At 67.3% G+C, this 23,639-nt stretch carries 18 protein-coding genes; 12 read left to right on the forward strand and 6 right to left on the reverse strand.

Annotation, left to right across the window (positions count from 1 at the left end; genetic code table 11):
• Window positions 1-97 precede the first annotated feature (97 nt).
• Entirely contained in the window at window positions 98-1,969 is a 1,872-nt protein-coding gene (locus JANGC3_RS0105145) for a phytase (RefSeq protein ID WP_232429657.1), read from the reverse strand.
• A gap of 24 nt (window positions 1,970-1,993) precedes the next feature.
• The gene (locus tag JANGC3_RS0105150) at window positions 1,994-4,549 is read right to left on the reverse strand and encodes a TonB-dependent receptor (RefSeq protein WP_017875412.1); all 2,556 of its coding nucleotides are present in this window, start codon (window positions 4,547-4,549) and stop codon (window positions 1,994-1,996) included.
• Between the two features lie 281 nt (window positions 4,550-4,830).
• On the opposite strand from JANGC3_RS0105150, the gene JANGC3_RS0105155 reads away from it, so the two are divergent.
• The 7 genes from JANGC3_RS0105155 (at window position 4,831) to JANGC3_RS0105185 (ending at window position 12,119) form a co-directional block, all read left to right on the forward strand.
• Complete coding sequence (locus JANGC3_RS0105155; protein ID WP_017875413.1) at window positions 4,831-5,724, forward strand: GGDEF domain-containing protein; 894 nt, start codon at window positions 4,831-4,833, stop codon at window positions 5,722-5,724.
• A complete protein-coding gene (locus JANGC3_RS0105160) occupies window positions 5,721-6,758 on the forward strand; it encodes an AraC family transcriptional regulator (protein WP_017875414.1) in 1,038 nt (345 codons plus the stop codon). The genes JANGC3_RS0105155 and JANGC3_RS0105160 overlap by 4 nt, the downstream gene beginning before the upstream one ends.
• A gap of 286 nt (window positions 6,759-7,044) precedes the next feature.
• Complete coding sequence (locus JANGC3_RS0105165; protein WP_026132580.1) at window positions 7,045-8,445, forward strand: class I SAM-dependent methyltransferase; 1,401 nt, start codon at window positions 7,045-7,047, stop codon at window positions 8,443-8,445.
• Entirely contained in the window at window positions 8,439-9,851 is a 1,413-nt protein-coding gene (locus JANGC3_RS28435) for a sensor histidine kinase (RefSeq protein WP_017875416.1), read from the forward strand. The genes JANGC3_RS0105165 and JANGC3_RS28435 overlap by 7 nt, the downstream gene beginning before the upstream one ends.
• Complete coding sequence (locus JANGC3_RS0105175) at window positions 9,844-10,824, forward strand: response regulator (RefSeq protein ID WP_017875417.1); 981 nt, start codon at window positions 9,844-9,846, stop codon at window positions 10,822-10,824. The genes JANGC3_RS28435 and JANGC3_RS0105175 overlap by 8 nt, the downstream gene beginning before the upstream one ends.
• Window positions 10,825-11,031: 207 nt before the next feature.
• Window positions 11,032-11,808: a DNA/RNA non-specific endonuclease gene (locus JANGC3_RS0105180; protein ID WP_017875418.1), complete on the forward strand. Its 777-nt coding sequence runs from the start codon at window positions 11,032-11,034 to the stop codon at window positions 11,806-11,808.
• A gap of 56 nt (window positions 11,809-11,864) precedes the next feature.
• Window positions 11,865-12,119, forward strand: coding sequence for a hypothetical protein (locus JANGC3_RS0105185; protein WP_020480967.1), 255 nt, complete (start codon window positions 11,865-11,867; stop codon window positions 12,117-12,119).
• 89 nt (window positions 12,120-12,208) lie between these two features.
• Here JANGC3_RS0105185 and JANGC3_RS0105190 read toward each other — a convergent pair whose 3' ends face one another.
• Window positions 12,209-15,052, reverse strand: a complete 2,844-nt coding sequence (locus JANGC3_RS0105190) for a M16 family metallopeptidase (protein ID WP_017875420.1) — start codon at window positions 15,050-15,052, stop codon at window positions 12,209-12,211.
• 114 nt (window positions 15,053-15,166) lie between these two features.
• On the opposite strand from JANGC3_RS0105190, the gene JANGC3_RS0105195 reads away from it, so the two are divergent.
• Entirely contained in the window at window positions 15,167-15,811 is a 645-nt protein-coding gene (locus JANGC3_RS0105195) for a VOC family protein (protein ID WP_017875421.1), read from the forward strand.
• Window positions 15,812-15,839: 28 nt separating this feature from the next.
• Here the strand turns inward: JANGC3_RS0105195 and JANGC3_RS0105200 are convergent, their stop codons facing one another.
• Complete coding sequence (locus tag JANGC3_RS0105200) at window positions 15,840-16,835, reverse strand: sensor domain-containing diguanylate cyclase (protein WP_017875422.1); 996 nt, start codon at window positions 16,833-16,835, stop codon at window positions 15,840-15,842.
• Between the two features lie 226 nt (window positions 16,836-17,061).
• Window positions 17,062-17,964, reverse strand: coding sequence for a sensor histidine kinase (locus tag JANGC3_RS0105205; protein WP_081611768.1), 903 nt, complete (start codon window positions 17,962-17,964; stop codon window positions 17,062-17,064).
• A 357-nt stretch (window positions 17,965-18,321) separates the two neighbouring features.
• Here JANGC3_RS0105205 and queE point away from each other — a divergent pair, with 357 nt between their 5' ends.
• The 3 genes from queE to tadA are packed head-to-tail and all read left to right on the forward strand — an operon-like array spanning window position 18,322 to window position 19,907.
• Entirely contained in the window at window positions 18,322-18,957 is a 636-nt protein-coding gene (gene queE / locus JANGC3_RS0105210; RefSeq protein ID WP_017875424.1) for a 7-carboxy-7-deazaguanine synthase, read from the forward strand.
• 7 nt (window positions 18,958-18,964) lie between these two features.
• On the forward strand, window positions 18,965-19,411 hold the full coding sequence (gene queD, locus JANGC3_RS0105215; RefSeq protein WP_017875425.1) for a 6-carboxytetrahydropterin synthase QueD: 447 nt from the start codon (window positions 18,965-18,967) through the stop codon (window positions 19,409-19,411).
• Window positions 19,404-19,907, forward strand: coding sequence for a tRNA adenosine(34) deaminase TadA (gene tadA / locus JANGC3_RS28440; protein WP_035787544.1), 504 nt, complete (start codon window positions 19,404-19,406; stop codon window positions 19,905-19,907). Before queD ends, tadA begins: the two co-directional genes overlap by 8 nt.
• A 67-nt stretch (window positions 19,908-19,974) precedes the next feature.
• On the opposite strand, the gene JANGC3_RS28445 is transcribed toward tadA, so the two are convergent.
• Window positions 19,975-21,012 (reverse strand): carbon-nitrogen hydrolase family protein, encoded by a 1,038-nt coding sequence (locus JANGC3_RS28445; protein WP_081611769.1) that lies wholly within the window; start codon window positions 21,010-21,012, stop codon window positions 19,975-19,977.
• 251 nt (window positions 21,013-21,263) lie between these two features.
• Between JANGC3_RS28445 and JANGC3_RS0105230 the strand changes: the two genes are divergently transcribed.
• Entirely contained in the window at window positions 21,264-23,615 is a 2,352-nt protein-coding gene (locus tag JANGC3_RS0105230) for a TonB-dependent receptor domain-containing protein (RefSeq protein ID WP_017875428.1), read from the forward strand.
• Window positions 23,616-23,639: the final 24 nt, after the last annotated feature.

Consider the following 23,639-nt stretch of genomic DNA (forward strand, 5'->3'; position numbering starts at 1 on the left):
TATCAGCGACAATGAAACAGATCGAGAAATATTTCCATTCAGGAATTGTTATGTGCGGTTTTACCAATTTTTGAGAGTTGACGGCCGTCATCTTCGCTTAAGGCAGCTTGAGGGCGCGGGCGATGTCTTCCCAGGCGACGTACTTGAAGTTTTGCGGGCCGTCCGGCAGGCGTTTGTAGCCGTCCTGGATCACCAGCATGCCGCTGGCGTAGGCGCCGCCGAGGTTGGCGGAGCTGGCGTCCAGGCCGTCGGTCTCGGAGGTGCCGTCGATGCCGGCCGCCAAGTTGTAGCCGACGCGGAAGGTGCCGCGCACGCGGTTCGGCGCCGCCGCGTCGAGCACGACGTAGCTGTTGTTGCCCTGGCTGGAGACGATCAGGTAGTCGCCTTTGGCGCCGTGGTAGAGCGCAAGGCCTTCGACGTCGGCGCTCAGGTGGGGGCCGAGCGGGAGGATCAGCTGCAGGCCTGCCTTGGCGGAGGCGTCGGCCGCTCCGGCCCAGACGCCGCGCTTTTCTTCGCCGATGTAGAGGCGGGCGCGGCGGTCGTCGACGACGCAGCCTTCCGGCTGGCTGGCCACGCTGAAGCGCCGCAGCAAGGTGCTGGCGTAGCCTTGGCCGTGTCGTTCGATGCGGTAGTGGCGGTAGCTGCCGTCTTTGTCGTTGACGAAAGCTTCCAGGCCGCCGCCCGCCGGCTGGTACAGGCAGATGCCGTAGATACGTTCGAGGTCGGTCGGCAGCCGCGCCGCTTCGCTGACGATCCCTTGGGCGTCGATGGTAAATAACATCATGCTGTTGTCGTCGCGCTGGCTGGCCACGGCCAAGTCGACGCGCTGGCCGTCGAGGGTGACGTTTTGGCGCAGGTCGACGTTGTTCAGGCGGCCGACTTCGAGCAGTTGCCGTTGCTTGCCTTGCAGGTCGTACACCAGCAGGCCCTGCTTTTTGTTGGTGCCGAGTATGCGCGAGGCGGCCGGGTCGTTCGGATGTACCCAGATCGCCGGGTCGTCGGCGGCGTCGCCCGCGCGCGCCATCGGTTCGGTCTGGCCGCGCGGTTCGATGACCGCCATCGGCATGGTCGTGGCAACGGGCGCCGGTCTGGCCGCCTGCCAGGACTGAGGCCGGATTTGCCAGTTGCCGGCGGCCTCGTCGCGCAGCAGCAGGTCGATGCCGCCGGCGCCGGCGCGCAGCGCCAGTTGCCCGGCGCCTTTGGCGCTGCGCGTGGGTTGCGGCGGCAGCGCCTGCCATTTGCCGTCGCGACGGCGCAGCAGGTGCAGCCGCTTGCCTTTGGCGTCGAGCACGGCGACGCCGTCCGGCAGCACGGCCAGCGCGCCGGCGCCGCCGTCGAGTTGGCCGAACGGGCGCCGCAGCGCCACCGGTTCGCGCCTGCCGGCGCTTTCGGCGTCGGCTTCATAGGCCCACAGGCCGACGCCGGATTCGCTGACCAGCAGCGTGTGGCTGGCGTCGTCGGCGCGGCAGTGTTTGGCGTGCGGCGGCAGCGCCAGTTTGCGCACCAGTTGGCGTTGGTCGCCGTGCATCAGCCATTGTTCGCTTTGGCCGTCCTTGCCGATCAGGAACAGGTGCGCAACTTGCTGGGCGTCGCGGTACAGACAGGACGCTTCGACGCCGAAGCCGGGGACCGGGAAGGGCGCTTGCGCGCGCAATTCGCCGGCCTTGAGGTCGACCATGACCGCCAGTGGGCGCTGCGTGTCGGCTTCCAGCACGACGGCCAGCGCGCCGTCGGCGTGGCTGCGGGTGTCGAGTTGCTTGGCGCGCATCGGTAGCGTGGCGCGTTCCTTGCCGGCCGCGTCGAGCAGGTGCAGGCCGCGCTTGTCGAGGCTGAGCCAGCCGCCGCCGGGCAGCGCCGCCAGTTCGTCGGCGCGCGCGGTGGCGCCCGGGGTGGCGGCGCCGGCCTGGGCCAGCGTCGTGGCCGCCAGCAGCGCCGCGCCGAGTGCGGCCTTCATTGGTATTGTTTTCATTGTGTTTTTCATGGTGGTGTGTTCTTAGAACATGCTCGCTTTCAGGCCGATTTTATAGGTCCGGCCGTACTGCTCGTATTGCGCGTTGTACTGTTTCGACCCCTGGTAGACGTAGTACTTCTCGTTGTTCAGGTTGGCCGCCTCGAACACCAGTTGCAGGCCCTTGTTGATGTGGTAGGCCAGCGAGAAGTCGACTTGCTTCTGGGCGTAGACGATGCGGTCCTGGTCCGGCTTGAGGATGTCGGCGCCCAGCTCCAGCAGGTAGGGCGATTTGTAGTTCAGCGCGACGCGGGCGCTGAGCGGGCCTTGTTCGTAGCCGAGCATCAGGTTCATGACGCGCTTCGACTGGCCCGGCAGGCGGATGTCGCGCGTCAGCGTGCCGCCGGCGGCGACGTCGTGGCGGCCGATGCGCGCCTGCGCGCCGGTCAGGCTGCCGTTGGCGCCGAGCAGCAAGTTGTTGAGCGGCGCGGGCAGCATGCGCAACGGCTGGGTGTAGGACAGTTCGATGCCTTTCACGCTGGCCGTTTCGCCGTTGGCGTACGAGGTGGCGCTGGTGTAGCCCTGCCATTGCCCGGTGCCGGCCAGGTTGGTGGTGTAGGTGAAGTTTTTGATGTCCTTGCGGAACAGGTAGGCCGACACGGCGCCGTCGGCGCCGAGCACGCGTTCAATACCCAGGTCGAGGTTGCGCGCCTTCAGCGGCGCCAGGTCCGGGTTGCCGATGACCGCTTCGGTGTTGCTGGCCAGGTTGACGCCGGGCGCCAGTTGGCTGAAGTTGGCGCGCACCACCGCGTGGGTCCAGGCCGCGCGCACGCTGGTCTTGGCGTCCAGCTCGTAGCGCGCCTGAAGGGTCGGCAGCCAGTCGCGGTAGGCGCGCGAGCGCGTCAGCCCGGTCACGCCGGCGCCGGCGACCTGCTTGCCGGCCGCCTCGAAGCGGGTGCGCTCGGTGCGCACGCCGGCCAAAAGGCGCCAGGCGTCGATGTCGATGGTGTTCTGGAGGTAGGCCGAGTCGATGTTTTCGTTCAGCGTGTAGTCGTTGATGCTCGACTCCAGCGTCAGGCGGGCCTTGGCGCGGTCCAGGCCGGCGACGCGGGCGCGCAGCAGCGCCGGGTCGAGCGCGCTGCCGATGTTGCCGAGGGCGTAGTCGAGCGTGCGGTCGCTGACAAAACCGGCCATCGAGGTCGGGGCCGAACCCCAGTAGTTGCCGCTGCCGCTCTTGGCGCTGTTGTATTGCCATTGCTCGGTGTCGTTGGTTTTTTCACGGCGACTGGCCTTGATGCCGAACTTGAAGGTCGACTGCTCGAATGCGCGGCTCAGGTCGACGCGGGCGTGGCGTTCCTTGTCGTTCGAGTCGCGCCGTTGCAGGCTGATCGCGTTCAGGCTGTAACTGACCGGGTCGAACAGGCTGGCCGGGCCGTTCAGGCGCGGTTGGCGGGTGTCGCTGAAGCCGACGCCGGCGACGTTGGCGTTGCTGCGGAAGCGGCCGTCGTTCAGCGCCTCGGGCGTGTCTTCGCCGGCGCTGCTGGCTCCGGCGCGCGCTTCCAGGGTCCAGTTGGCCAGCGTGTGCGCGGTGCCCAGCACCAGCGAGCGGATGTCCTGGGTGTATTTGCGCTGGCGGATGCGCCGTTCGGCGCGCGCGCTGGCGCTGCTTCCCTCGGCGATGGCGTCGCCTTTGATGTTGCTGATGGTCAGGCGGTCGCGCACTTCGTCGTCGCTGAACCGGCTGAGGAAGGTGCGCAGGAAGTAGCTGCTGTCGGCGTCCGGGCGCAAGTCGAGGTTGACGGCGTAGGCGCGCCGTTCGCGCACCGGCAGGTAGTCGCGCAGCTCGAAGCCGGCCAGTTTGCCGCCGCTCCAGGCGCCGCCGGTTTCCACGTTGTCGGAACCGAACTTGCGCTTTTCCAGGCTCAGGCCGGCGGCCACGCCGAATCTGCCGTCCAGGAAGCGCTGCGCCCACAGCAGGGCGCCGGCCGGGCTGGTCTGGCCGGTGTTGCCGTCGTAGCCGGCGGCGGCGTTGGCCGACAGCAGCGTGCCGGGCAAGTCGAAGGCCGACAGCGTCTTCACTTCGACGGTGGCGCCGAGCGAGTTGGCGTCCATCTCCGGCGTCAGCGTCTTGCTCACTTCGAGCGAGCGGATCAGGCCGGCCGGCAGCACGTCCAGCGCCACCGCGCGCCGGCCCGCCTCGGGCGACGGCACCAGCGCGCCATTGATGGTCACCGCGTTCAAGTCCGGCCCGAGGCCGCGCACCGTCACGTAGCGGCCCTCGCCCTGGTCGCGCTGCACGGCCACGCCCGGCAGGCGGGCCAGCGCCTCGGCGGCGTTTTTGTCGGGCAAGCCGCCGATGTCGTCGCTGCTGACCACGCTGACGATGTTATCGGCCTTTTCTTGCGCGGCGATGGCTTTGCGCAGGCTGGCGCGCTGGCCGGTGACGGTGACGCTGGCGCCGTTGGTGTTGCTCGGCGCCGCTTGGGCTTGGGCGCCGAGCGTCGTCAGCACGCCCAGGGTCAGGATGGACAGGCGGCAGCCGCGGCCTTGGTGCTGTGCTTGCTGGCGCGGCTGGGCGCCGGCTGGTCGTGTGGTTTTCATGGTCTTTGGCGTCGGGTTAGGGGAGGGAACCCGGCGGATTCTAGGGATCGAATATGTCAATTGCGTGACAGCAGGGCTGCGCCGGCGCCGAAAAGGGGCCGCGGAAGCGTTTTTGGGGCGCCGCTGAGCCGGATTGACCCGCCCCGGCGCCGGGCCGGGGCGCCAATTGCGGGCGCGGCGGCAACGATAGTGAGCCGTTTGCACCTCCCCCGCGTGTCATTGTCTTGTCATGCTGCCCGGATATGCTTACCGGTACACTCCAGTAAAGGTCCACCGCCGCCATGCTGTCCCTGCACCGTTCCAGTCTCCTCGCCGCGGCGCTCGCGCTGCTGCTTATCTGCGCCATTTACGCCGGCGCCGGCGCGGTCAAGGCCGCGCACGCGTGGCATTGGATGGATATCGTCGGCGAGGGCGGCACCGCCGTCATGTCCGGCGTCTGGTTTATGTTGACGCTCAGCAGCCGGCCGCGCGGCCTGGTGACGCGCCTGCTGGCCGGCGGCCTGTGCGCGATTATGCTGGGCTCCTGGGCCGACTGTCTCGACGAGTTTTTCGCCGTCGGCAAGGCGCAGCTGTGGGATAACTGGCTGGAGGCGCTGGTGCCGTTTGGCATGCTGGTGCTGACCGTCGGCATGTATTATTGGCGCCAGGAGCAGTTCTGCCTGAACGAACACTTGCAAAAGCGCGAGCGCCTGTTCCGCGACCACCGCGCCTTCGACCGTATTACGCAGCTGGCCGGGGCCGATTACCTGCGCGGCCAGGTCCGCGCCGAGCAGGCGCGCAGCCCCGCCAAGGCGTGCGCGCTGGCGCTGCTCGACATCGACCGCTTCCACCTGATCAACCGCGAGTTCGGCCAGCGCGAGGGCGACCGCGTACTGCAGGCGGTCGGCCACATGCTGCTGCTCAATTTGCGCAACGACGACTTGCTGTGGCGCTATGCCGGCGACCGTTTCGCGGTCTTGATGCCCGACACCGGCGCGGCCGAGGCGGAGGCGCTGGCGCGCCACCTGTGTTTCATGGTCGGCCAAATGCTGCACCACGCCAAGGACGCCCCGGTGCGGCTGACCTTGCGCCACGCCAGCGCGGCCGCCGGCGCCGCGCCCGAGGCGCTGCTCGCCGAGCTGGGTCGCCAGTTGTCGGCGCCGGCCGCGGCGGCCGCCGCGAGAGCGGCCGCGTGATCGCCTACCGCCAGGCCGGCGACGCCTGCATTGCGGCCCAGCACCAGCCGGCGCTGGTGCTCGATTACGCGCGCAGCCGCGACGCCGAGGATGCCGTGGTATTGCGCGGCACCGGTCTGGACGCCGGCGCGCTGCCGGCCGCCGCCAGCCTGGTCAGTCCGGACCAGTATGTGCGCCTGCTGGCGAACGTGGCGCGCGCGCTGGGCAGCGCCGACACCAGCTTCATGCTGGGCCAGCAGATGCTGCCTGGCCATTACGGCGCCGTCAGCCACGCCTTGTTGCAGGCGCAAAACCTGCGCCAGGCGCTCGACATCCTGGTGGCGTGCCAGACCCGGCTATGCCCCTTGCTGCGGCCGCGTTGGCGCGACGAGGGCGGCCAGGCGACGCTGTACTGGGTCGATAGTTTCGGCGCGCCCAGCCTGCTGCCGCTGCTGGTCGAGATGCACATGGCGGCGGTGGCGGCGCTGTGCCGCTGGCTCGGCGGCGAACGCCTGCCGTGGCGCTTTTGCTTCAACCGCGGCGCGCCGCGCCACAGCGAGCAGCACGAGGCGCACCTGGGGCCGTCGCTGAGCTTTAACTGCCACCTGGACGCGATGCTGATCGACTCGCACTGGCTAGCCCGGCCCTGGCCGCGCGGAAACGCGATGGCGGCCGCGGTGGCGCTACGCGCGCTGGAACTGGAGGCGGCGGCGCCGCCCAGCCTGCTCGACGCGCTGTACGATTATTTGCTCGAGCATATACGCTGCGCGCCCACGCTGGAGCGCAGCGCGGCCGCGTTCGGCGTCAGCCCGGCGACCCTGAAGCGGCATCTGGCGCGCCACGGCAGCCATTTCCAGGCCGAACTGGACCAGGTGCGCACGCACGCGGCGATCTATTTGTTTCATACGCGGCGGTATGACAACGACGCGGTGGCGCGGCACCTGGGCTTCCACGACGCCACCAATTTCCGCCGCTCGTTCAAGCGCTGGACCGGGATGACGCCGAGCTTGCTAAGGGATGCGCTGGGAAGGGGGCGCCTGGACGCCGCGGCGTGACGCCAAAAATCCAGGGCGCAACCCTGGGGTCGGACCGCGGCGCTTGGCCCTCGCTTGGTTTTTGGCGTTGCCGGCGCGCTAAACGAAGTCGAATCGCCCTATTGTTAGCAGGTCAATAATTGCTCATTGCTCCACATCCATAGTACACTCGACCGTCACGCACGCTCTCGCTCATCGCAGCGGCGGCGACGCCTGCCGCCCAGCCGTTTCCTCGCCCGCAGTATAGCTTTGCGGTGCCTGTTCGTCATTCCCCGCCGGGTTTCCGGCACTTTCATAGCGCTCAATCGTGTACTCAGAATCGCAAATAGATCCGGTCGTTAATTTTCACAATACCCAAGGCGAGGCGGTGCGGGCCACCATCGTCAACTTGCAGCGCAAGGCGCTGGTCATGGAAGTGTATAACCCGTATTCGATCGTCCAGGTCAGCGAGGTGTTAAGCGAATTGACGATACGGCTGGGCATTAAGAACGCCTATATCGGCAAGGCCGTGGTGATCAGCATGGTCAACACCGGGCTGACGGCGCTGGTGTCGGTGGCGCTGATCGACGACTGGCGCGAGCTGAGCAACGTGGCGCTAACGCCGGGCGCGCTCAAGCGCGAGGCGGACAACTTCGTGCGCGAGTGGGACGGGCGTTTCGCGGTGCGGCGCGATTATCAAATCGTCGTCAACGAAATGCGCGGCTATCTGGCCGAGGTGGCGCGCTGGGTCGAGCAGGTCGACATGTCGAGCACGCTGCCCAAGGAGCAAGGGCGCCTGCGCGAGGACGCGTTTTTCGAACTGGCCGAGCCGCTGATGGACAAAACCCGGGGCTATTTCGACGAACTCAACGGCCAGGCCACGCTGGTCGACGAGGAACAGGCGCCAAGCCACCGCGTCTTCGTGCAGGGCGCGCTGCATCCGCTGATCCTGCGCGCGCCGTTTGTCTTTCGCACCTACACCAAGCCGCTCGGCTACGCCGGCGACTACCAAATGGTCAACCAGATCCTGGACGACCCGCGCCAGGGGCCGAGCACGTATTTCCAGATCGTCAACACGGCCTTCCTGCAAACCGCCGTCGCCCACGCGCACCGCAACCGCATCGGCATCCTGGTGCAGTTCCTGGCGGGGCTGGCCGACGCCGCGCGCCTGGCCGGGCGCGTGTTCCGCGTACTCAACGTCGGCTGCGGCCCGGCGGTCGAGATACAGCGCTTCCTGAAGGAATATCCCGAGCCGCACTGGTTGTCGTTCGAGCTGGTTGATTTCAGCGAGGAGACGCTGGCCTACACCCGCGCCACGCTGGCGGCGCTGGCGCCGCGCGGCGGGCGGCCGGTGGCGATCGACTACGTGCACGATTCGGTGCACCAGTTGCTCAAGCGCCGCGTCGGCGCGGCGCCGGCGCCGACCGGCTTCGGCGAATTCGACGCGGTCTACTGCGCCGGCCTGTTCGACTATCTGTCCGACAAGGTGTGCGCGCGGCTGGTCGCGCATTTCGCCTCGCGCATGCGCCGCGGCGGGCGCCTGCTGGTCACCAACGTGCATTCCGACAATCCGGAAAAGGCCGGCATGGAACACTTGCTGGAATGGTATCTGATCTACCGCGACGAGGCCAAGATGGCGGCGCTGCTGCCGCCGCTGTCGACCGCGCACCGGCTGTATGTCGACCCGACCGGCGTCAACGTCTTCGCCGAAGCGAGTACCGCGTGCTAGCAGCCGACCCGGGCACCGGCGCCGACCTGCGCCAGCGCTACGACGCCACGCTGAGCGCCTACCGGCTCAAGTTCAGCCGCGGCGGCGCCTTCACGGCGATCGCGCTGGTGCTGCTCGGCGTCGGCCTCGACTATAGCCTGTACCCGCGGCAGCAGGGCCGCTTCGCGCTGGCGCGGCTGCTGATCTCGGCGCTGATCCTGGCGCTCATCTGGATCATGCGCAGCGCCTGGGGCCGGCAACGCGTCGCCGCGCTGACCTTCCTGTGGCTGCTGCTGCCGCAAACCATGATCGCCTGGATGATCTGGTCCACCGAGGGCGCCACGTCGATGTACTACGCCGGCTTGAACCTGGCGGTGTTCGCCTCGGCCATCGCGCTGCCGTTCAGCCTGTGGCAGAATGCCGCGCTGGGCGCGCTCAGCTACCTTTTGTATTTCCTGGCCTGCTACACGCATCCGGGCGGTTTCGAATGGCGCGGCGCGTTCGGCGTGAACTCGCTGTTTCTGATCTTCACCGCCATCGCCAGCGCGGTCTGCACCTACTACAATGAGCAGGCGCGCTTCATGTTGTTCCAGCTGAAGAGCGAGGTGGCCGACAAGAACAGCCAGCTCGAGCAGACCAACCGCAGCCTGGCCGAGATCAAGGGCCAGATGTTGCAGCAGGAAAAAATGGCGGCGCTGGGCACCCTGGCGGCCGGCCTGCTGCACGAGGTCAACAACCCCGTCAATTTTTGCATGATGGCCATCGAGATCGCCAGCGAGGAGCCCGATGTCAAGGCCAACGCGCTGCTGGCCGATTGCCTGAACGACGCCAGGCAGGGTATGCAGCGGGTCCAGTACATCGTCTCGGACTTGAAAACGTTCGCCTACCGCAAACCCGGCGGCGAGGCCGAGGGCGCCAATTTTATGTTCGAGCGGGCGCTCGACGCGGCGGTGCGCCTGGTCGGCCACGAACTCAAGGACGTCGCCGTGGTGCGCGCGCTGCCGGCCGACACGCTGGTGTGCGGCGACGAGGCGGCCATCGTCGGCGTGCTGATCAACTTGCTGGGCAACGCCGCGCTGGCGCTGCGCCAGGGCGGCGCGCAGCCGCGGCGCATCGCCGTCGCCGCCGACTGGGTCGGCGAGCGGCTGCGCGTGCGCGTGCGCGATAACGGTCCCGGCATCGCGCCGCACGACTTGGCGCGGGTGTTCGAGCCGTTTTTCACCACCCGCGAAGTGGGCCAGGGCCTCGGCCTGGGCCTGAGCATCAGTTACGGCGTGATCGAGCGCCACGGCGGCAGGCTACTCGCCGACAGCGTCGCCGGCGAATGGACCGAAATGAGCTTTGACCTGCCGCGCCCGGAGTGGCGCGGCGCGCACGGCGCCACCACGACCAATCCAGAATTCAACGAGGTACCACAGCATGATTGACAAGCAAATTCCGGCGATTCTATACGTCGACGACGAACCCAACGCCCTGAAATATTTCGAACGCGCCATCGGCGCGCTAGCGCCGGTGCTGACCGCCGGCTCGGTCGAGGAGGGCAGGCGCGTGCTCGACGAGAACGCCGGCCGCATCGCGGTGCTGGTGTCGGACCAGCGCATGCCCGGCGCGAACGGCAACGAACTGCTGTCCTACGCGTGGGACAACTACCCGCACATCGTGCGCATCCTAACCACCGCGTACTCCGAGCTGGAGCAGACGGTGGAGGCGGTGAATCGCGGCCAGATCCACCGTTACATACAAAAACCGTGGGAAATCGGCGCGCTCAGGATGGAGCTGAGGCAGGCGCTGGACCTGGCGCGCCTGCGCAAGGAGCACGCGCAACTGCTGCGCGAAAAATTGCTGGTGCGGCAAAAACAGGCGGTGGCCAACCGCATCGGCAGCATTTACACGCTGTGCGCCAGCCTGGCCGGACCGGAGCAGTTGCTGCCGGTCGAGGCCTACCTGGCGGCCGCGCTGACGGCCGGCCTGACGCCGCCCGAGCCGGACTGGCTGCTGATGGACTACTCCGACCTGGTCAGCGCCGAGGCGTTCCGCAGCGCGGCCTTCGGCGCCGCCGTGCGCGAGCATTTTGCCCGCATTGAAGGGGACTACCAGGACCGCGGCGTGCAACCGGCCATTGAAATGCTGGCGGCTGCCTTCGGCGAGCGCCTGACCGCCCTGGGCGCCGGCAGCGCCGTCTTCGCCGAGGGGCGCGATTTGACCGAATTTCTGGAAACGCCGAGCAACGCGCCGGTGTCGGGCCAGCACGCGTTCTGGCTGGCCTGCCTGCTGTGGCTGGCGAAGCGCGGCTGGTCGCTGCAAGTGAGCGAAGCCGGCGGCGCCTTGCAATGCCGGCTGGCCCAGGCCGAACTGCCGCTGACGCCGACGCAGTTGGCGGCGTGGATCGAGCAGTTTTAAGGGGCGGCGGGCGGCGGACGCGCCCGCGCCTTGCTTGACTGGATATTCCCTCAAGGCAATTGGCAAGGCGCGACCTCGCGGCCTGCCCTGCGGGCGCCGCGCATGCGCCTGTCGTCAACGACGCCAGTCCGGTAAAATGCCGGCCTGCAAGCCGAGCCGGCGCGTTCGCGCGTGCGCTCGGCGCCCACCGTTTACAAAGAAGGAAGTATGATTCAGAAGACCATCGCCGGCCTGCTGCTGGCGTGCGGCGTGTTGGCCGCCAACCTGGCCTACGCGGGCGGGTGCCCGGCCCACTACGTCGACGGCCGCCTGCCGGAAATCCGCAACCCAAAACTCAACAGCGCCACCAGGGAACTCTGCTACGGCGTATTCGGCATCATGCACAGCGGCGTCACGCGCACGCCGCTGTGGTCGGCGGAACACCTGACGGCCGACAACATCGCCTCGGCGCAGGACCTGTCGCGCGAAAACTCCTTCCACGCCGAGCAGGAATTGCCGCGGGCCCAGCGCGCCGAACTGGCCGATTACGCCCGCAGCGGCTTCGACCGCGGCCACATGGCGCCGAACGGCGACATGCCGGACCGGCGCAGCCAGCACGACAGCTTCACGCTGGCCAATATGGTGCCGCAGAACAGCGACAACAACCGCCACGTCTGGGCCGGCATCGAAGGCATCGTGCGCAAGCTGGCCAAGAAAGAGGGCCAGTTGTACGTCATCACCGGGCCGGCCTTCATCGGCGGCAACCTGCAAAAAATCGGCAACGTGCTGGTGCCGAGCCACCTCTACAAAGTCGTCTACAGCCCGCGCCAGGGCGCCGGCGCCGCCTATTTTATCGAAAACAAGGCGACCGACGACTACGAAATGGTCAGCATCGCCACGCTGGAAAGCACGATCGGCATCAATCTGCTACCGTCGCTGACGGCGCGGCAAAAAGAAACTATGCTGAAACTGCCGGCGGTGCGCAGCAAAAAGCCCAAGCGCTAAATCGCCCGAACGCCGTCCTACACGCCAGGGTTGTTGGCAAAATATGGAGAAATAATATGAGTGCACGCAAGTTTGTTCCTTACGCCAATGAGAGCGATGTGCTCCATGTGGGTCATTTGATGGTCGAGAACCGGGTCGACCGTATTACGCTTAGCGGCGACGTCGATTTGACCGCCGATCAGGCCGGGTTGGCGTATGCCAAGCAGTTGCAGCAGTTGCTGGCGGCCGTGGTGGCGACGTTGGAGGGCAGGGAGTTGCCGGCGACGCTGCCGCCGCCGCCGGTGCAGACGGTCGCCAATCCTTTCGAGTAGCCGGCGCGCGCGCAGGCAATGCCTACGGTCCGACAAAAAGCGCTGGGGCATTGCGCCGCCAGCGCTTTTTTGCCTGCCGCGCCGCGGGCCTACTCGGCGAACGCTTTCGCCGCCGGGGTGATCGTCACCGCTTCCGGCTTGATGTCGAGCTGCAGCTTGCCGATCTGCTGGTCTTCGTCCAGCAGTTGCTTGGGCTTGTCGCCGTCGTACTTGATCGGCGAGAAGGCGTCGCTGAGCAGCTTTTCCTTCAGGCCGGCGGCGTCCTTGGCGATCATGACGACGGACAGGTTTTTCGCCGACAGATGCGTCCGGATGGCGCGGTTGACGTCGGCGGCGCTCAGCCTGGCCAGGCCGTCGCGCATCAGGCGGGTGAATTCGGGCGTGCCGTACCATTGCGAGTCGAGCGCGTAACCGAGTTGCTGGTCTTGCGTTGCCGTCATCACGAATACGTTCTTCATCAGGTAGTCGCGGGTGGTCTCGAACTGTTCCGGGGTCAGCCCCTGGCTGACCAGTTTGTCCAGTTCGGTGAGGGCGACGCGCAGCGCGAAGTGGGCGTTCTCCGGCGCGACCGGGCGTATCCACACTTCAAACAGTTGCGCCTTGCGGCCCAGGTTCGGGTTCGGGAAGAACTGGAACATGCCGCGCGGGAAGGCCTCGATGTAGGCGTAGTCGCCATAGTTCATGCCGCGGATTTCGCGGATGCGCTGGTACAGGTGCGAGTTCGACGCGCGGTGTTCGCCCAGCCAGGTCTTGGCCAGCCACAGCGCCGGGAAGTCGGGGTGCGAGCGGGTCACCGCCAGCGGCAGGCCGAACGAGATCGCCGTCGCGCGGGTGTTCTTCTCGATGATTTCCACTTCCAGCCCGGCCGGCTTGCGCCCGACCGGCGCCAGCGTCGCGGGCAGGCCGGCGCCGGCCGGCAGTGTCGCCAGCGCCTGTTTCAGCGAGTCGATCATGGCCTCGCTGGCGGCGCCGGCGACGCCGACCCGCAGCGCGCCCTGGGTATAGGCGCTGCGCCAGAATTGCTTGACGTCGGCCAGCGTGATGGCGTCGAGTCCCTTGACCGTACCCAGCACCGGATGGCCGTACGGCGTGCCGGCATAAACGTTGGTTTGCAGGCGCTCCTTGGCGAATTCCTCCTCGTTGTTGTCCTTCAGGTCGAGCAGCAGCGCGTTCTTTTGCGCGTCCTTCAGGCGGCGCAAGTCGTCCTCGCGAAAGCCGGGTTCGAGCAGCATCGGCAGGGCGATGGCGCCGAACTCGGTCCAGTTGTCCTGGTGGATGGCGCCGGTGAAGGTGGTCATTTCCTTGTCGGTTTGCTCGCTGAAGCTGCCGGCCAGCGGAAACAGGGCCTTGCTGATTTCGTCGATGCGCCGCTCGGATGAGCCGGCCGAGGCGACCATCGCCGCGGTCAGCGCGGCCAAGCCTTCCTTGCCGGCCGGGTCGTGCGCGGAGCCGGCCGCGAAGACCAGCTTGAAGCGGATCAGCGGCAGCGCCGAGGCTTGCACCAGCACGTCGAACTTGGCGGCGCCGGCCGCCGGGGCAAAGCCGGCCAGCGGCGGCAGCGTCGCCATCGCCTGCGGCATGGCGTCGTGCGACAGCGTGGTCACGACCATGCCGGCGTCGACCAGGTAGGTGCGCGCGGCCGCTTGCAAGTCGGCCGGGGTCAGCGTGTCGAGCAGGCGGTAGTACTGGTTGATGGTGCCGTAGGAGCGCTCGAAGTGGGCGTAGGAGGCCAGCGTGCCGGCGATTTGCTCGGTGTTGTCGAGCGAGCGGATCAGGCCGTATTTCTGCGCCGACTTGGCGTCGGCCAGGTCCTTTTCGCTGACCGGCGTGCTGCGCAGCCTGGCCACCGTCCGCAGGATGGCGTCGCGCACATAGACGGCGTCGTCGAGCTTCTTGACGCGCGCGCCGATGGTCGCCAGGGTCGGGTCGACACGGCCCGGTGTCGAGTCGAACAATTGGTCGACCTTTTGCTCGTCTTGCACCAGGCGCTTGTACAGCGCCGAGGTGCGGCCGAACGACAGCCCCAGCAACGTGTTCAGCGCGACCTGGTCCTTGGCCGTGGTCGAGAACGCCGGCGCGTGGAACGCCACCGCGACCCACGGCAGGGTCGGGCTCGGCCAGGGTACGTGGCGGTAGACCGGGCCTTGCGGCGCCGGTTCGGCCGGCACGGCGGCCTGGGCGCTGCCGCGCTGCCACTTGCTCCAGTATTTCTCGACCAGCGCGATGGCTTGCCGCGGCTTGACGTCGCCGGCGATGATGACGGTGGTGCGTTCGGGGCGGTACCAGCGGTCGAAGAACACCTTCGAGTAGGCGTACTGGTTCGGCATGTCCTCGATGTCCTTGAGGAAGCCCATGGTGGTGTGTTTATAGGTGTGGGTCTGGAAGGCGCCGTCGCGCATGACCTCGTACAGTTTCGAGACCGGGTTGGCGCTGTTCTTGTTGTATTCGCCGAGTACCGCGCGCGACTCGGTCTTGAACGCGTCTTCGCCGTAGGACAGGTTTTGGAAGCGGTCGGCCTCGACCTTGAGCACCGTTTCCAGGTCGTCCTTGGCGAAGGTGGTGTGGTAGTTGGTCAAGTCGTCGCTGGTGTAGGCGTTCTGGCGCGCGCCGGCCTTGGTGATGATTTCCTGGTATTTCTCGGGCGGATAGGTCTTGGTGCCGCGGAACATCATGTGCTCGAAGAAGTGGGCGAAGCCCGACTTGCCCGGCTCGACCTCGTTGCGCGAGCCGGTCTGCACCGGGATCTGCAGCGAGACCAGGTTCGGCAAGCCGGTCGGCACAATGATGATCTTCAAGCCGTTCGGCAGTGTTTTTTCGGTGGCCTTGAAGGGCAGCGGATCGGCTTTGGCCGGCGCGGCGGGGGCGCAGTGGGCCGGCGCCGACGCGGCCAGCCAGGGCAGGGCCAGGACGATAAGGGGTAGGAATTTTGACACGACAGCTCCTTCGTTTTAGTTGTTAGAAAGTGCAAGGAGCGCAGCTTAAAATAATCGGCGGCGAAAGCAAAGGGAAATTCGCCGGCCGGCCCAGCCGATGGCCTATCATGGCGTATGAACACCACCTATATCGACCATATCACCGTGACCGCGCCGACGCTGGCTGCCGGCGTCGACTATGTGCGCCAGGCGCTGGGCGTGACGCCGCTGCCCGGCGGCGAACATCCGCGCATGGGCACGCACAATTGCCTGCTCAGACTGGGGGCGGAGCTGTTCCTGGAAGTGATCGCGGTCGATCCGGCCGCCGCGCCGCCCGGCCGGCCGCGCTGGTTCCGTCTCGACGACGCGGCCTTCAATTGCCGGCCGCGGCTGGCGGCGTGGGTGGCGCGCAGCGACGACATCGAGGCCACCGTGGCGGCGTGCGCGTGGGCGCCCGGCGCGATCGAGCCGATGACGCGCGGCGCGCTGAGCTGGCGCATCACCATTCCGGCCGACGGCGGCATGGCGCTGGACGGCGCCGCGCCCGGCTTGATTCAGTGGGACGCGGCGGCGCACCCGGCCGGCGCCATGGCCGAGCTGGGTTGCTCGTTGCTGCGCCTGGAGATTTGCCACCCGGACGCCGGCCGGGTGCGCGCCGCGCTGGCGGGTATCGGCTGCGAGGGGCCGTTGTTGGTGGCGCCGCCCGGCGCCGGCGCGGCGCCCTACCTTGTTGCCCACGTTCAAACCCCGACCGGGGCGCGCCGGCTCGGCGGCCCGTAGGGCGGCGCCGCGGCGCCCGCGGTCCAGCTTAAATAATGTCGGTGTCGGGCAGGTTGATGCGGTTGCGGCCCATGTGTTTGGCGCGGTACAGCGCGGCGTCGGCGGTGGCCACCAGTTGGCTCGCCTCGGAGTCGCCCGAGGGCAGGGCGGTGGCGGCGCCGATGCTGACGGTGACGTAGTCGCGCGCGCCCTTGCGCTTGGGTAGTTGCAGTTGCTCGACGCGGCTGCGGATGCGTTCGGCCACGATGGCCGCGCCCTTGAGCGACTGGTTCGGCAAAATGACGGCGAATTCCTCGCCGCCGTAGCGCGCCACCAGGTCGTTGGCGCGCATTTCGCTGGCGACCGCGCCGGCGATGCGTTGCAGGCATTCGTCGCCGCCGAGGTGGCCGTGGGCGTCGTTGTAGTCCTTGAAGTTGTCGACGTCGACCATCAGCAGCGACAGCGCCTGTTGCTGGCGCAGCGCGCGCTGCCATTCGGCGCCGAGGGTGTCGTCGAAGCAGCGCCGGTTGGCCAGGCTGGTCAGACCGTCGCGCGTGGCCAGTTGTTCCAGCGCGATCTGGGCGCGCTTTTCATCGGTCATGTCGCGCAGCGTCTCGACCACCGCCATGATGCGCCCGTCGTTGCCGTAGATCGGGCTGGCGTCGACGGCCAGGTAGCGCCGCCGCCCCACGCGCGGCATGTCGCACCAGTTCTCCGCGCACAGGTTGTTGCCGGCGTCGCCGCGGGCGCTTTGCTGGCTGTAGAGGGAGTGGATTTCCGAGGTGCGGCCCAGGATCACCAGGTCGGCCAGCGTCGGCCGCGCCTCGCTGTAGAAGCTGCGCCAATGGTCCGAGGTGCCCAGCACCTCGTAGGCCGAGACCCCCGTCAGGCGCTCGCAGGCGCGGTTCCAGATCATCACTTTGCAATTGCTGTCCAGCACGAACGTCGGGATCACCAGCAGTTCCATCATCTTGACCGCGAAGCCATGCTGCTGCTCAGGCTGCGGACATTCCATCAGCTGCTGGACGTTTGGGTGGCTGGTCATGAACAGTTCCTTATCTTGTGGACATGGCGTTTCGCGCGGCTGTCGTTTCTGTGGGGACGCTCGAGACTTGCAGGACGGCGCGCCAGGTCGAGGTTTCCTGTTGTAGATGGTAAATAATTACCAGCGACAAGTTTTGATTTTGCTACCTCGGTCCGACCATCTACTTGATAAATCGCAAAACTGCCGTCGATTTTTGCGGCATCGCAGCAAAGCGTATTGACAGGCCTTAGCAGGCCGGCAGCGCCTCGGCCAGCGGCACCGACAGCGACAGCGCGGTGCCCTGGCCCGGCAGGCTGTCGATGGCCAGGCGGCCGCCCGCCGCCGCGACCCGGTCCTTGATGCCGAGCAAGCCGCAGCCGCGCGGGGCGTGGCCGCCCGGCATGCCGACGCCGTTGTCGCGCACCGTCATGGTCAGTCCGGCGCCGTCGCGCAGCAGCGCGACCGTGACCGCGCTGGCCTTGGCGTGGCGGGCGATATTCGACAGCGCCTCCTGCAGCACGCGCAATACCATCGCGTCGAGCGCGGCGCCGGCGGCGCCGTCGAAGACGCCGTCGTGCGCGTCGAGCCGGCAGGCGATGCCGCTGATGCGCGAGAACTCGCAAAGTTGGCGGTCTACCGCCGTCTTCAGGCCGGCTTCCAGCGCGGTCGGGCGCAGGTCGTTAATGATGCAGCGCAGCGAACGGATGGTCAGGTCGATGTTGGTGGCGATCGCCCCGAGTTTCTGGTGCAACTGCGGATGCAGGCCGGCGCTGCCTACGTGCAGCATCGAGATGTCGATTTTCAGCGCCAGCAAGTTCTGGCCGAGGTCGTCGTGGATGTCGCGGCCGATGCGCCGCCGTTCATCTTCCTTGACGCGGTCCTGCCGCGCTTCCAGTTGCGTCAGTCGGGTCTGCGACGCGCGCAGCGCCTGTTCGGCACCGGTGCGCAGCGCGCGCTCGCGGGCCAGTTGCCGGCGCAGGCCGGGTGAGGCGTCGTCGCGGCGGCACCAGCGCCACAGCAGGGCGAGCAGGGCGACCGGCAGTAGCGTGGCGACTAGCGCCGCCAGCTCGACCAGCGAGGCCAGCGCCGCCAGTGCGATGCCGCCAGCGACGCAACTGGTCACGATACAACGCCGGGCAGAGACTTTCATGTCGTCTGTTCCATTGGGGGGAGTTGGGCAGAAGATCCCCTGGATTAAGCTGTCTGAAAACGGTTCACCTCTTCGAAAATACGCCGCTCGGCGGCCGCAGGCATTGCTAAATAACAAATGTTCTGTAAATTTTAAGAAAATTGCCCGGATATTTGTCGAAAAAGATTGCTTTATCTGTGGATCGCCTCGATGCTGCGCTGGCGCACGCTGCTCCAAGGTATAATAGAGGGTTGTCAATCGAGCTTTGCGGCCTTCATCGTTGACGTGCAGCCGTTGCCGCGCCCTTGCTGGCCTGAATTGCCGATTCAGGACAGCGGGCCGGCTTCCGCCAAGGCCAGCCCGCTCTTAGGAAATACAGTGACTTACAGCATCAAAGAGATTTTTTACACCCTGCAGGGCGAAGGCGCCCACGCGGGCCGCCCGGCCGTGTTTTGCCGCTTTTCCGGCTGCAACCTGTGGAGCGGGCGCGAAAGCGACCGCGCCAGCGCCGTGTGCACCTTTTGCGACACCGATTTCGTCGGCACCGACGGCGAGCGCGGCGGCAAGTTCGCCAGCGCCGACGCCTTGGCCGAGGTGATCGACGGCTTGTGGCCGGCCAGTTATCCGGCCAGCAAATACGTCGTCTTCACCGGCGGCGAGCCGCTGCTGCAGCTCGACGCGGCGCTGATCGACGCCATGCACCAGGCCGGCTTTCACATCGCCATTGAAACCAACGGCACCTTGCCGGTGCCCGCCGGGGTCGACTGGATCTGCGTCAGCCCGAAAATGGGCTCGACGCTGGTGGTCCGCAAGGGCAACGAGATCAAGGTTGTGATTCCACAGTTCCAGCAAGACCTGGCCGCCTACGAGGGCCTGGATTTCGACAACTTCTTCGTGCAGGCGATGGACGGCCCGCTGGCCGAGCACAACACCAAGCTGGCGATCGAGACCTGCAAGCGCAATCCGAAGTGGAAACTGAGCCTGCAAACCCATAAACTTTTACAAATACCTTAAGCCCGCCATGTTGACAATAACACGCAAGCTCGAATTCGACGCGGGCCACCGCATTCCCGACCACAAAAGCCAGTGCCGCAACCTGCACGGCCACCGCTACACGGTCGAAATCACCCTGGTCGGCCAGATCATCGAGGTCGAGGGCAATTCCGACAATGGCATGATCATGGATTTTTCCGACATCAAGGCGCTGGCCAAGGAGCACCTGGTCGACGTCTGGGACCACGCCTTCCTGGTCTACGAGAAAGACTATGTGGTGCGCGACTTCCTCGGCACCTTGCCGGACCATAAAACCGTGGTCATCGACCGCATCCCGACGGTGGAGAACCTGGCGCAGATCGCCTTCGACATTTTGAAGGCGGCCTACAAGGACCGTTTCGGCACCGGCCTGCACCTGCACAAGCTGGTGTTGCACGAAACCCCGAACTGCTGGGCCGAGATCACCGATGCCTGATAGCGCCTTCATGCAACTCGCGCTGGAGCAGGCGCAACACGCCTGGGACCTGGGCGAGGTGCCGGTGGGCGCGGTGGTGGTCAAGGACGGCGTCGTCATCGCCACCGGCTACAACCAGCCGATCGGCCGCCACGACCCGACCGCGCACGCCGAAATCGTCGCCCTGCGCGCGGCGGCGGCCAAGCTCGGCAACTACCGCTTGCCGGGCTGCGAGCTGTACGTGACGCTGGAGCCGTGTGTGATGTGTTGCGGCGCGATGCTGCATGCGCGCCTGGCGCGCGTGGTCTACGGCGCCAGCGACCCGAAAACCGGCGCCGCCGGCTCGGTCGTCAACCTGTTTGCGCAACCGCAATTGAACCACCAGACCGAGATCGCCGGCGCCGTCATGGCCGACGAGTGCGGCGCCTTCCTGAAGCGCTTCTTCGCCGAACGGCGCAGCGCCAAGGCGGCACTGCGCCTGGCGGCGGCCGAGGCGGCCGCGGTGCTGCCGCAATAAGAAGCGGCCGCCGTGCCGCCGCAATACGCGGCGCGCCGCAAGCCACGCCGGCGGGCCGGGAAGCGGCCTATAGCTCTTCGCAGGCTTCGCGGCGCTTCGGCGCCGTGGCCGCCGCCGCCGCGCGCTCGCGCCGCAGCGCGCTGCGGGCGTAGGCGCGCTCGCCGAGCTTTTGCGTCACCACCCAGATCACCGACCACCAGGGAAACTTGGTGGTCCAGCGTCCGAAGGTGTTGGGCGCGCGCTCGCGCCGCTTGCGCGCCGGCGCCAGCGTGACCGTGCCGACCACCACGCCCTCCCTGCCCGGGCCCAGCTGGCCGAGCAGGGTGCCGTCGCTGTCGGCGATGGCGCTGTAGCCGGGGAATTCGATGTCCTGCGGGGGGAACCCCGCCGGCAGGGCCGTGACCAGCCGCCCGACCTTGTTCGACATGAGCACCGGGATGCCCATCGCCAGCGCGGTTTCTGCCGTTCCATCGCGCAGGCCGGCGTTGAGCAGCTCGACGTCGCGCTTGCGCACCGGGAACTTTTGCTCGAACGAGGCGCCGGAAAACGGCCGCAGGTACAGGTCGATGTCGGCTTCGTGCAGCTCCAGGTAGCGCTGGTACAGCGCATTTTCGAAACAGATGCCGACGCCGATCCGGCCCAGCGGCGTGTCGAACCAGTGGGCGCCGTCGCCGCCGCGGAAAAAATAGGCCTCGAAGGAGGCGGGCGGATTCTTGCGCACCTTGCCGGCGACTTCGCCGTCGGGGCCGGCCAGCACGAAGGTGTTGTAGAAGTCGCTGCCATCGGCTTCGATGAAGGTGGTGCCGATGTATAGGCCGAGCCGCTGCGCGAGCGCGCGCAACCAGCCGGTGCTGGGGCCGTCGAAGGGCTCGGCGGTGTCCCATATTTTCTCGGTCAGGATGTAGCCGCCGGGCATGAGTTCGGGCAGTAAAACCAGCCGCGCGCCCTGTTGCGCGGCCTCTTCGATGAGCCGGGTGGCGCGCTCCAGGTTGCGCTGGCGGTCGCCAAAGTCGCAGGCGAGTTGAACCGACGCGACGCAGAGCCGGGTAGCGGTGGATGGCCGATCGAAGCGGCCGCCGGGAGTGGGGGAGGAGGGAGGCAACATGGCAGAAATGATAACACGAAGGGCGGTGCTCGTCTTCAGGCGGAGAAATTGCTTCCGCAGGCGAGCGCAACAAGCTGGGCGGCGCCGGCGCCGCTCATCCGCGCCGGCGCAGTCTCGGCGGTGGCGCGTCGCGGCCTACTTGAAAATGAGAATCATTCGTGTTAAATTGCTAGCATTGCCAGCCATCTCCCCACTCGCGCCACGTCGAGCGGGTTACAGAGCCAGCCATTCACTCTTTAACCCGGATCATCATGAGCGCACTGCACTTGCGGCCGTCGGCCGCGCCTTCCCGTTTTTATAACAAACAGCCTATCGCCGCCACGGCGCCGGGTCAGCCGCGCCTGCTCAATCTTGCCGTCAGGGCCGCGCTGCTGGGTCTGTTCTCGGCGCCGCTGCTGCAAGCGCCGGCGCACGCCCAGGCCGCGGCGCCGGCCAGCGACGCCCAGCGCCAGGCGGTGCTGCCGGAAATCCTCGTCAAGGCCGGCGCCGACAAGCCGCGCGCCGGCAGTAGCACCGTCATCACCGGCGACGAGCTGGCGCGGCGCAACGCCACCGACATGGGCGGCATCATGCGTTACCAGCCGCTGATCGGCGCGCCGCTTGAGGCCAGCGGCGCCGGTTCGATCTGGGACGGCGCCGGCAACACCGGCTACAACATCCGCGGCGTCGAGGGCAACCGCGTCAGTCTCGACGTCGACGGTGTCGCCGTGCCGGACGCGGCGCCCAAGCCGGACGCCACCACGATGAACAGCTTCGGCACCGGCCGCGATTACTTCGACCCCGAAACCTTCCGCGAAGTGCGGGTCGGCACCGGCACGCCCGGCCTGGGCGGCGGCGTCAGCTTCGTCACCAAGTCGCCCGACGACTACCTCAGCGAGGGCAGGGATAGCTACGTTTCCTATAAGCTCGGGCACACCTCGGTCGACCGCGCCAACGCCCACACGCTCACCGGCGCGGCGCGCTTCGGCCCGGTGCGCGCGTTGGCGCTGTTGGTGCACCGCGAAGGCGGCGCGAAGCGCAGCAAGGGCGAGGCGCCGATCAATCCGAACGACTGGTGGTCCGACGCGGTGCTGTCGAAGTGGTTGTGGGACCTGGGCGCCGGCCACAAGCTGGACTTGACCGTCGACGCGTTCCGGCGCGACAACGCGCGCAAGTACGACAACAAACTGGGCGCGCTGTATCCTGAGGGCGCGCAGCAGGATTCAACCACCAAGCGCAGCCGCGTCAGCCTCGGCCACCAGCTGGCGCCGGCCGGTTCGCCGCTGTTCGACTCCTTGTCCAGCCGCTTCTACGTGCAGGACTCGAAGGTCGACGACCTGACCCACGCGCGCTACATCAGCGGCAAACAGCCGTACCTGCGCGACATCGCCAGCGGTTTCTACAACAAGAGCTACGGCGTCGGCGCCGACGCCGTCAAGCAGCTCGGCGCGCACACGCTGGCCTACGGCGCCAGCCTGGAGCGTACCGAGACCAGCCGGCCGTGGCGCGAGGACCGCACCGTGCTGGCCACCGGCGCGCGCCAGCTCACGCAAAAAAACCGCATGGCCGACACCGACACCACCCGGCTGGCGTTGCACGCGCGCGACGAGTTCGGCTTCGACCTGGCCGGCCACAAGGCGACGCTGACGCCGGGCCTGCGCGCCGAGCGGCGCAAGCTGACACCGAGCAATTTAGAGCAGTACGCGATCGCGTTGCCGAACGCCGCCAAGGAGTTGCGCGAGGAGTCCGACGGCGCGCTTACGCCGAGCCTGAGCCTGGCGCTGGAGCTGGCGCCCGGCCTGGACGGCTACCTCCAGTACCACCGCGGCGTGCGCCTGCCGACGGCGGCCGAGCGCAGTGGCACCTACGATTCGTTCAGCTACACCGGCGCGGGCCATGGTTACGCCGTGCTGGGCAACGCCAACCTGGGCAAGGAAAGCAGCAACGCCTTCGAACTCGGCTTGAAGGGCGCGCCGCTCAAAGGCCTGCGGTTTAGCGCCGCGCTGTTTTATACCGCCTACCAGAACTTGATCGACTACGTGGCGCAGCCGGCCGACCCGGACAATTATCCGACGCTGAGCTACGGCCTGTTCCGCGCCGAGAACATCGGCACAGCACGCACCTGGGGCGGTGAGCTGACCGGCCGCATGGAACTGGGGGCGTGGTCGCCGGCAATGCTGGGCTATCACCTCGACCTGGCCGCCGGCGTCACCCGCGGCAACAGCGAAGAACGCGGCAGCGGCTTGAAGCAGGCACTGGCGTCGGCGGCGCCGTACAAGGGAAGCGCCACCTTCGGCTACGAGCACCCGTCGCAACTGTTCGGCGTCGACCTGATCGCCACCCGCGCCGGCGCCAAGCAGGCCCCCGACAGCGTTGCCAACGGCGTCGCGGCGGCGCGCTTCGCGGTGCCGGCCTACACGCTGCTCGATGCCTCGGCCTACTGGAACGTCGGCAAACACGCCAAGTTGACGCTGGCCTTGAACAACCTGGGCGACCGCAAGTATTGGGACTACGCGTCCTCGCGCTCGCTGGCCGCCGACACCGGTGCCGCTTCCCGTGCCGATATCGAGCGCCAAGCCCTGGCCGGGCGTAACGTCGCCGTCAGCCTGAGCGTCAACTACTAAACGCAAGGTCACGCGGGAGGCGGC

Source organism: Janthinobacterium sp. CG3 (genome assembly GCF_000344615.1).
In the GTDB taxonomy this organism is placed as follows: Bacteria; Pseudomonadota; Gammaproteobacteria; order Burkholderiales; family Burkholderiaceae_D; genus Janthinobacterium.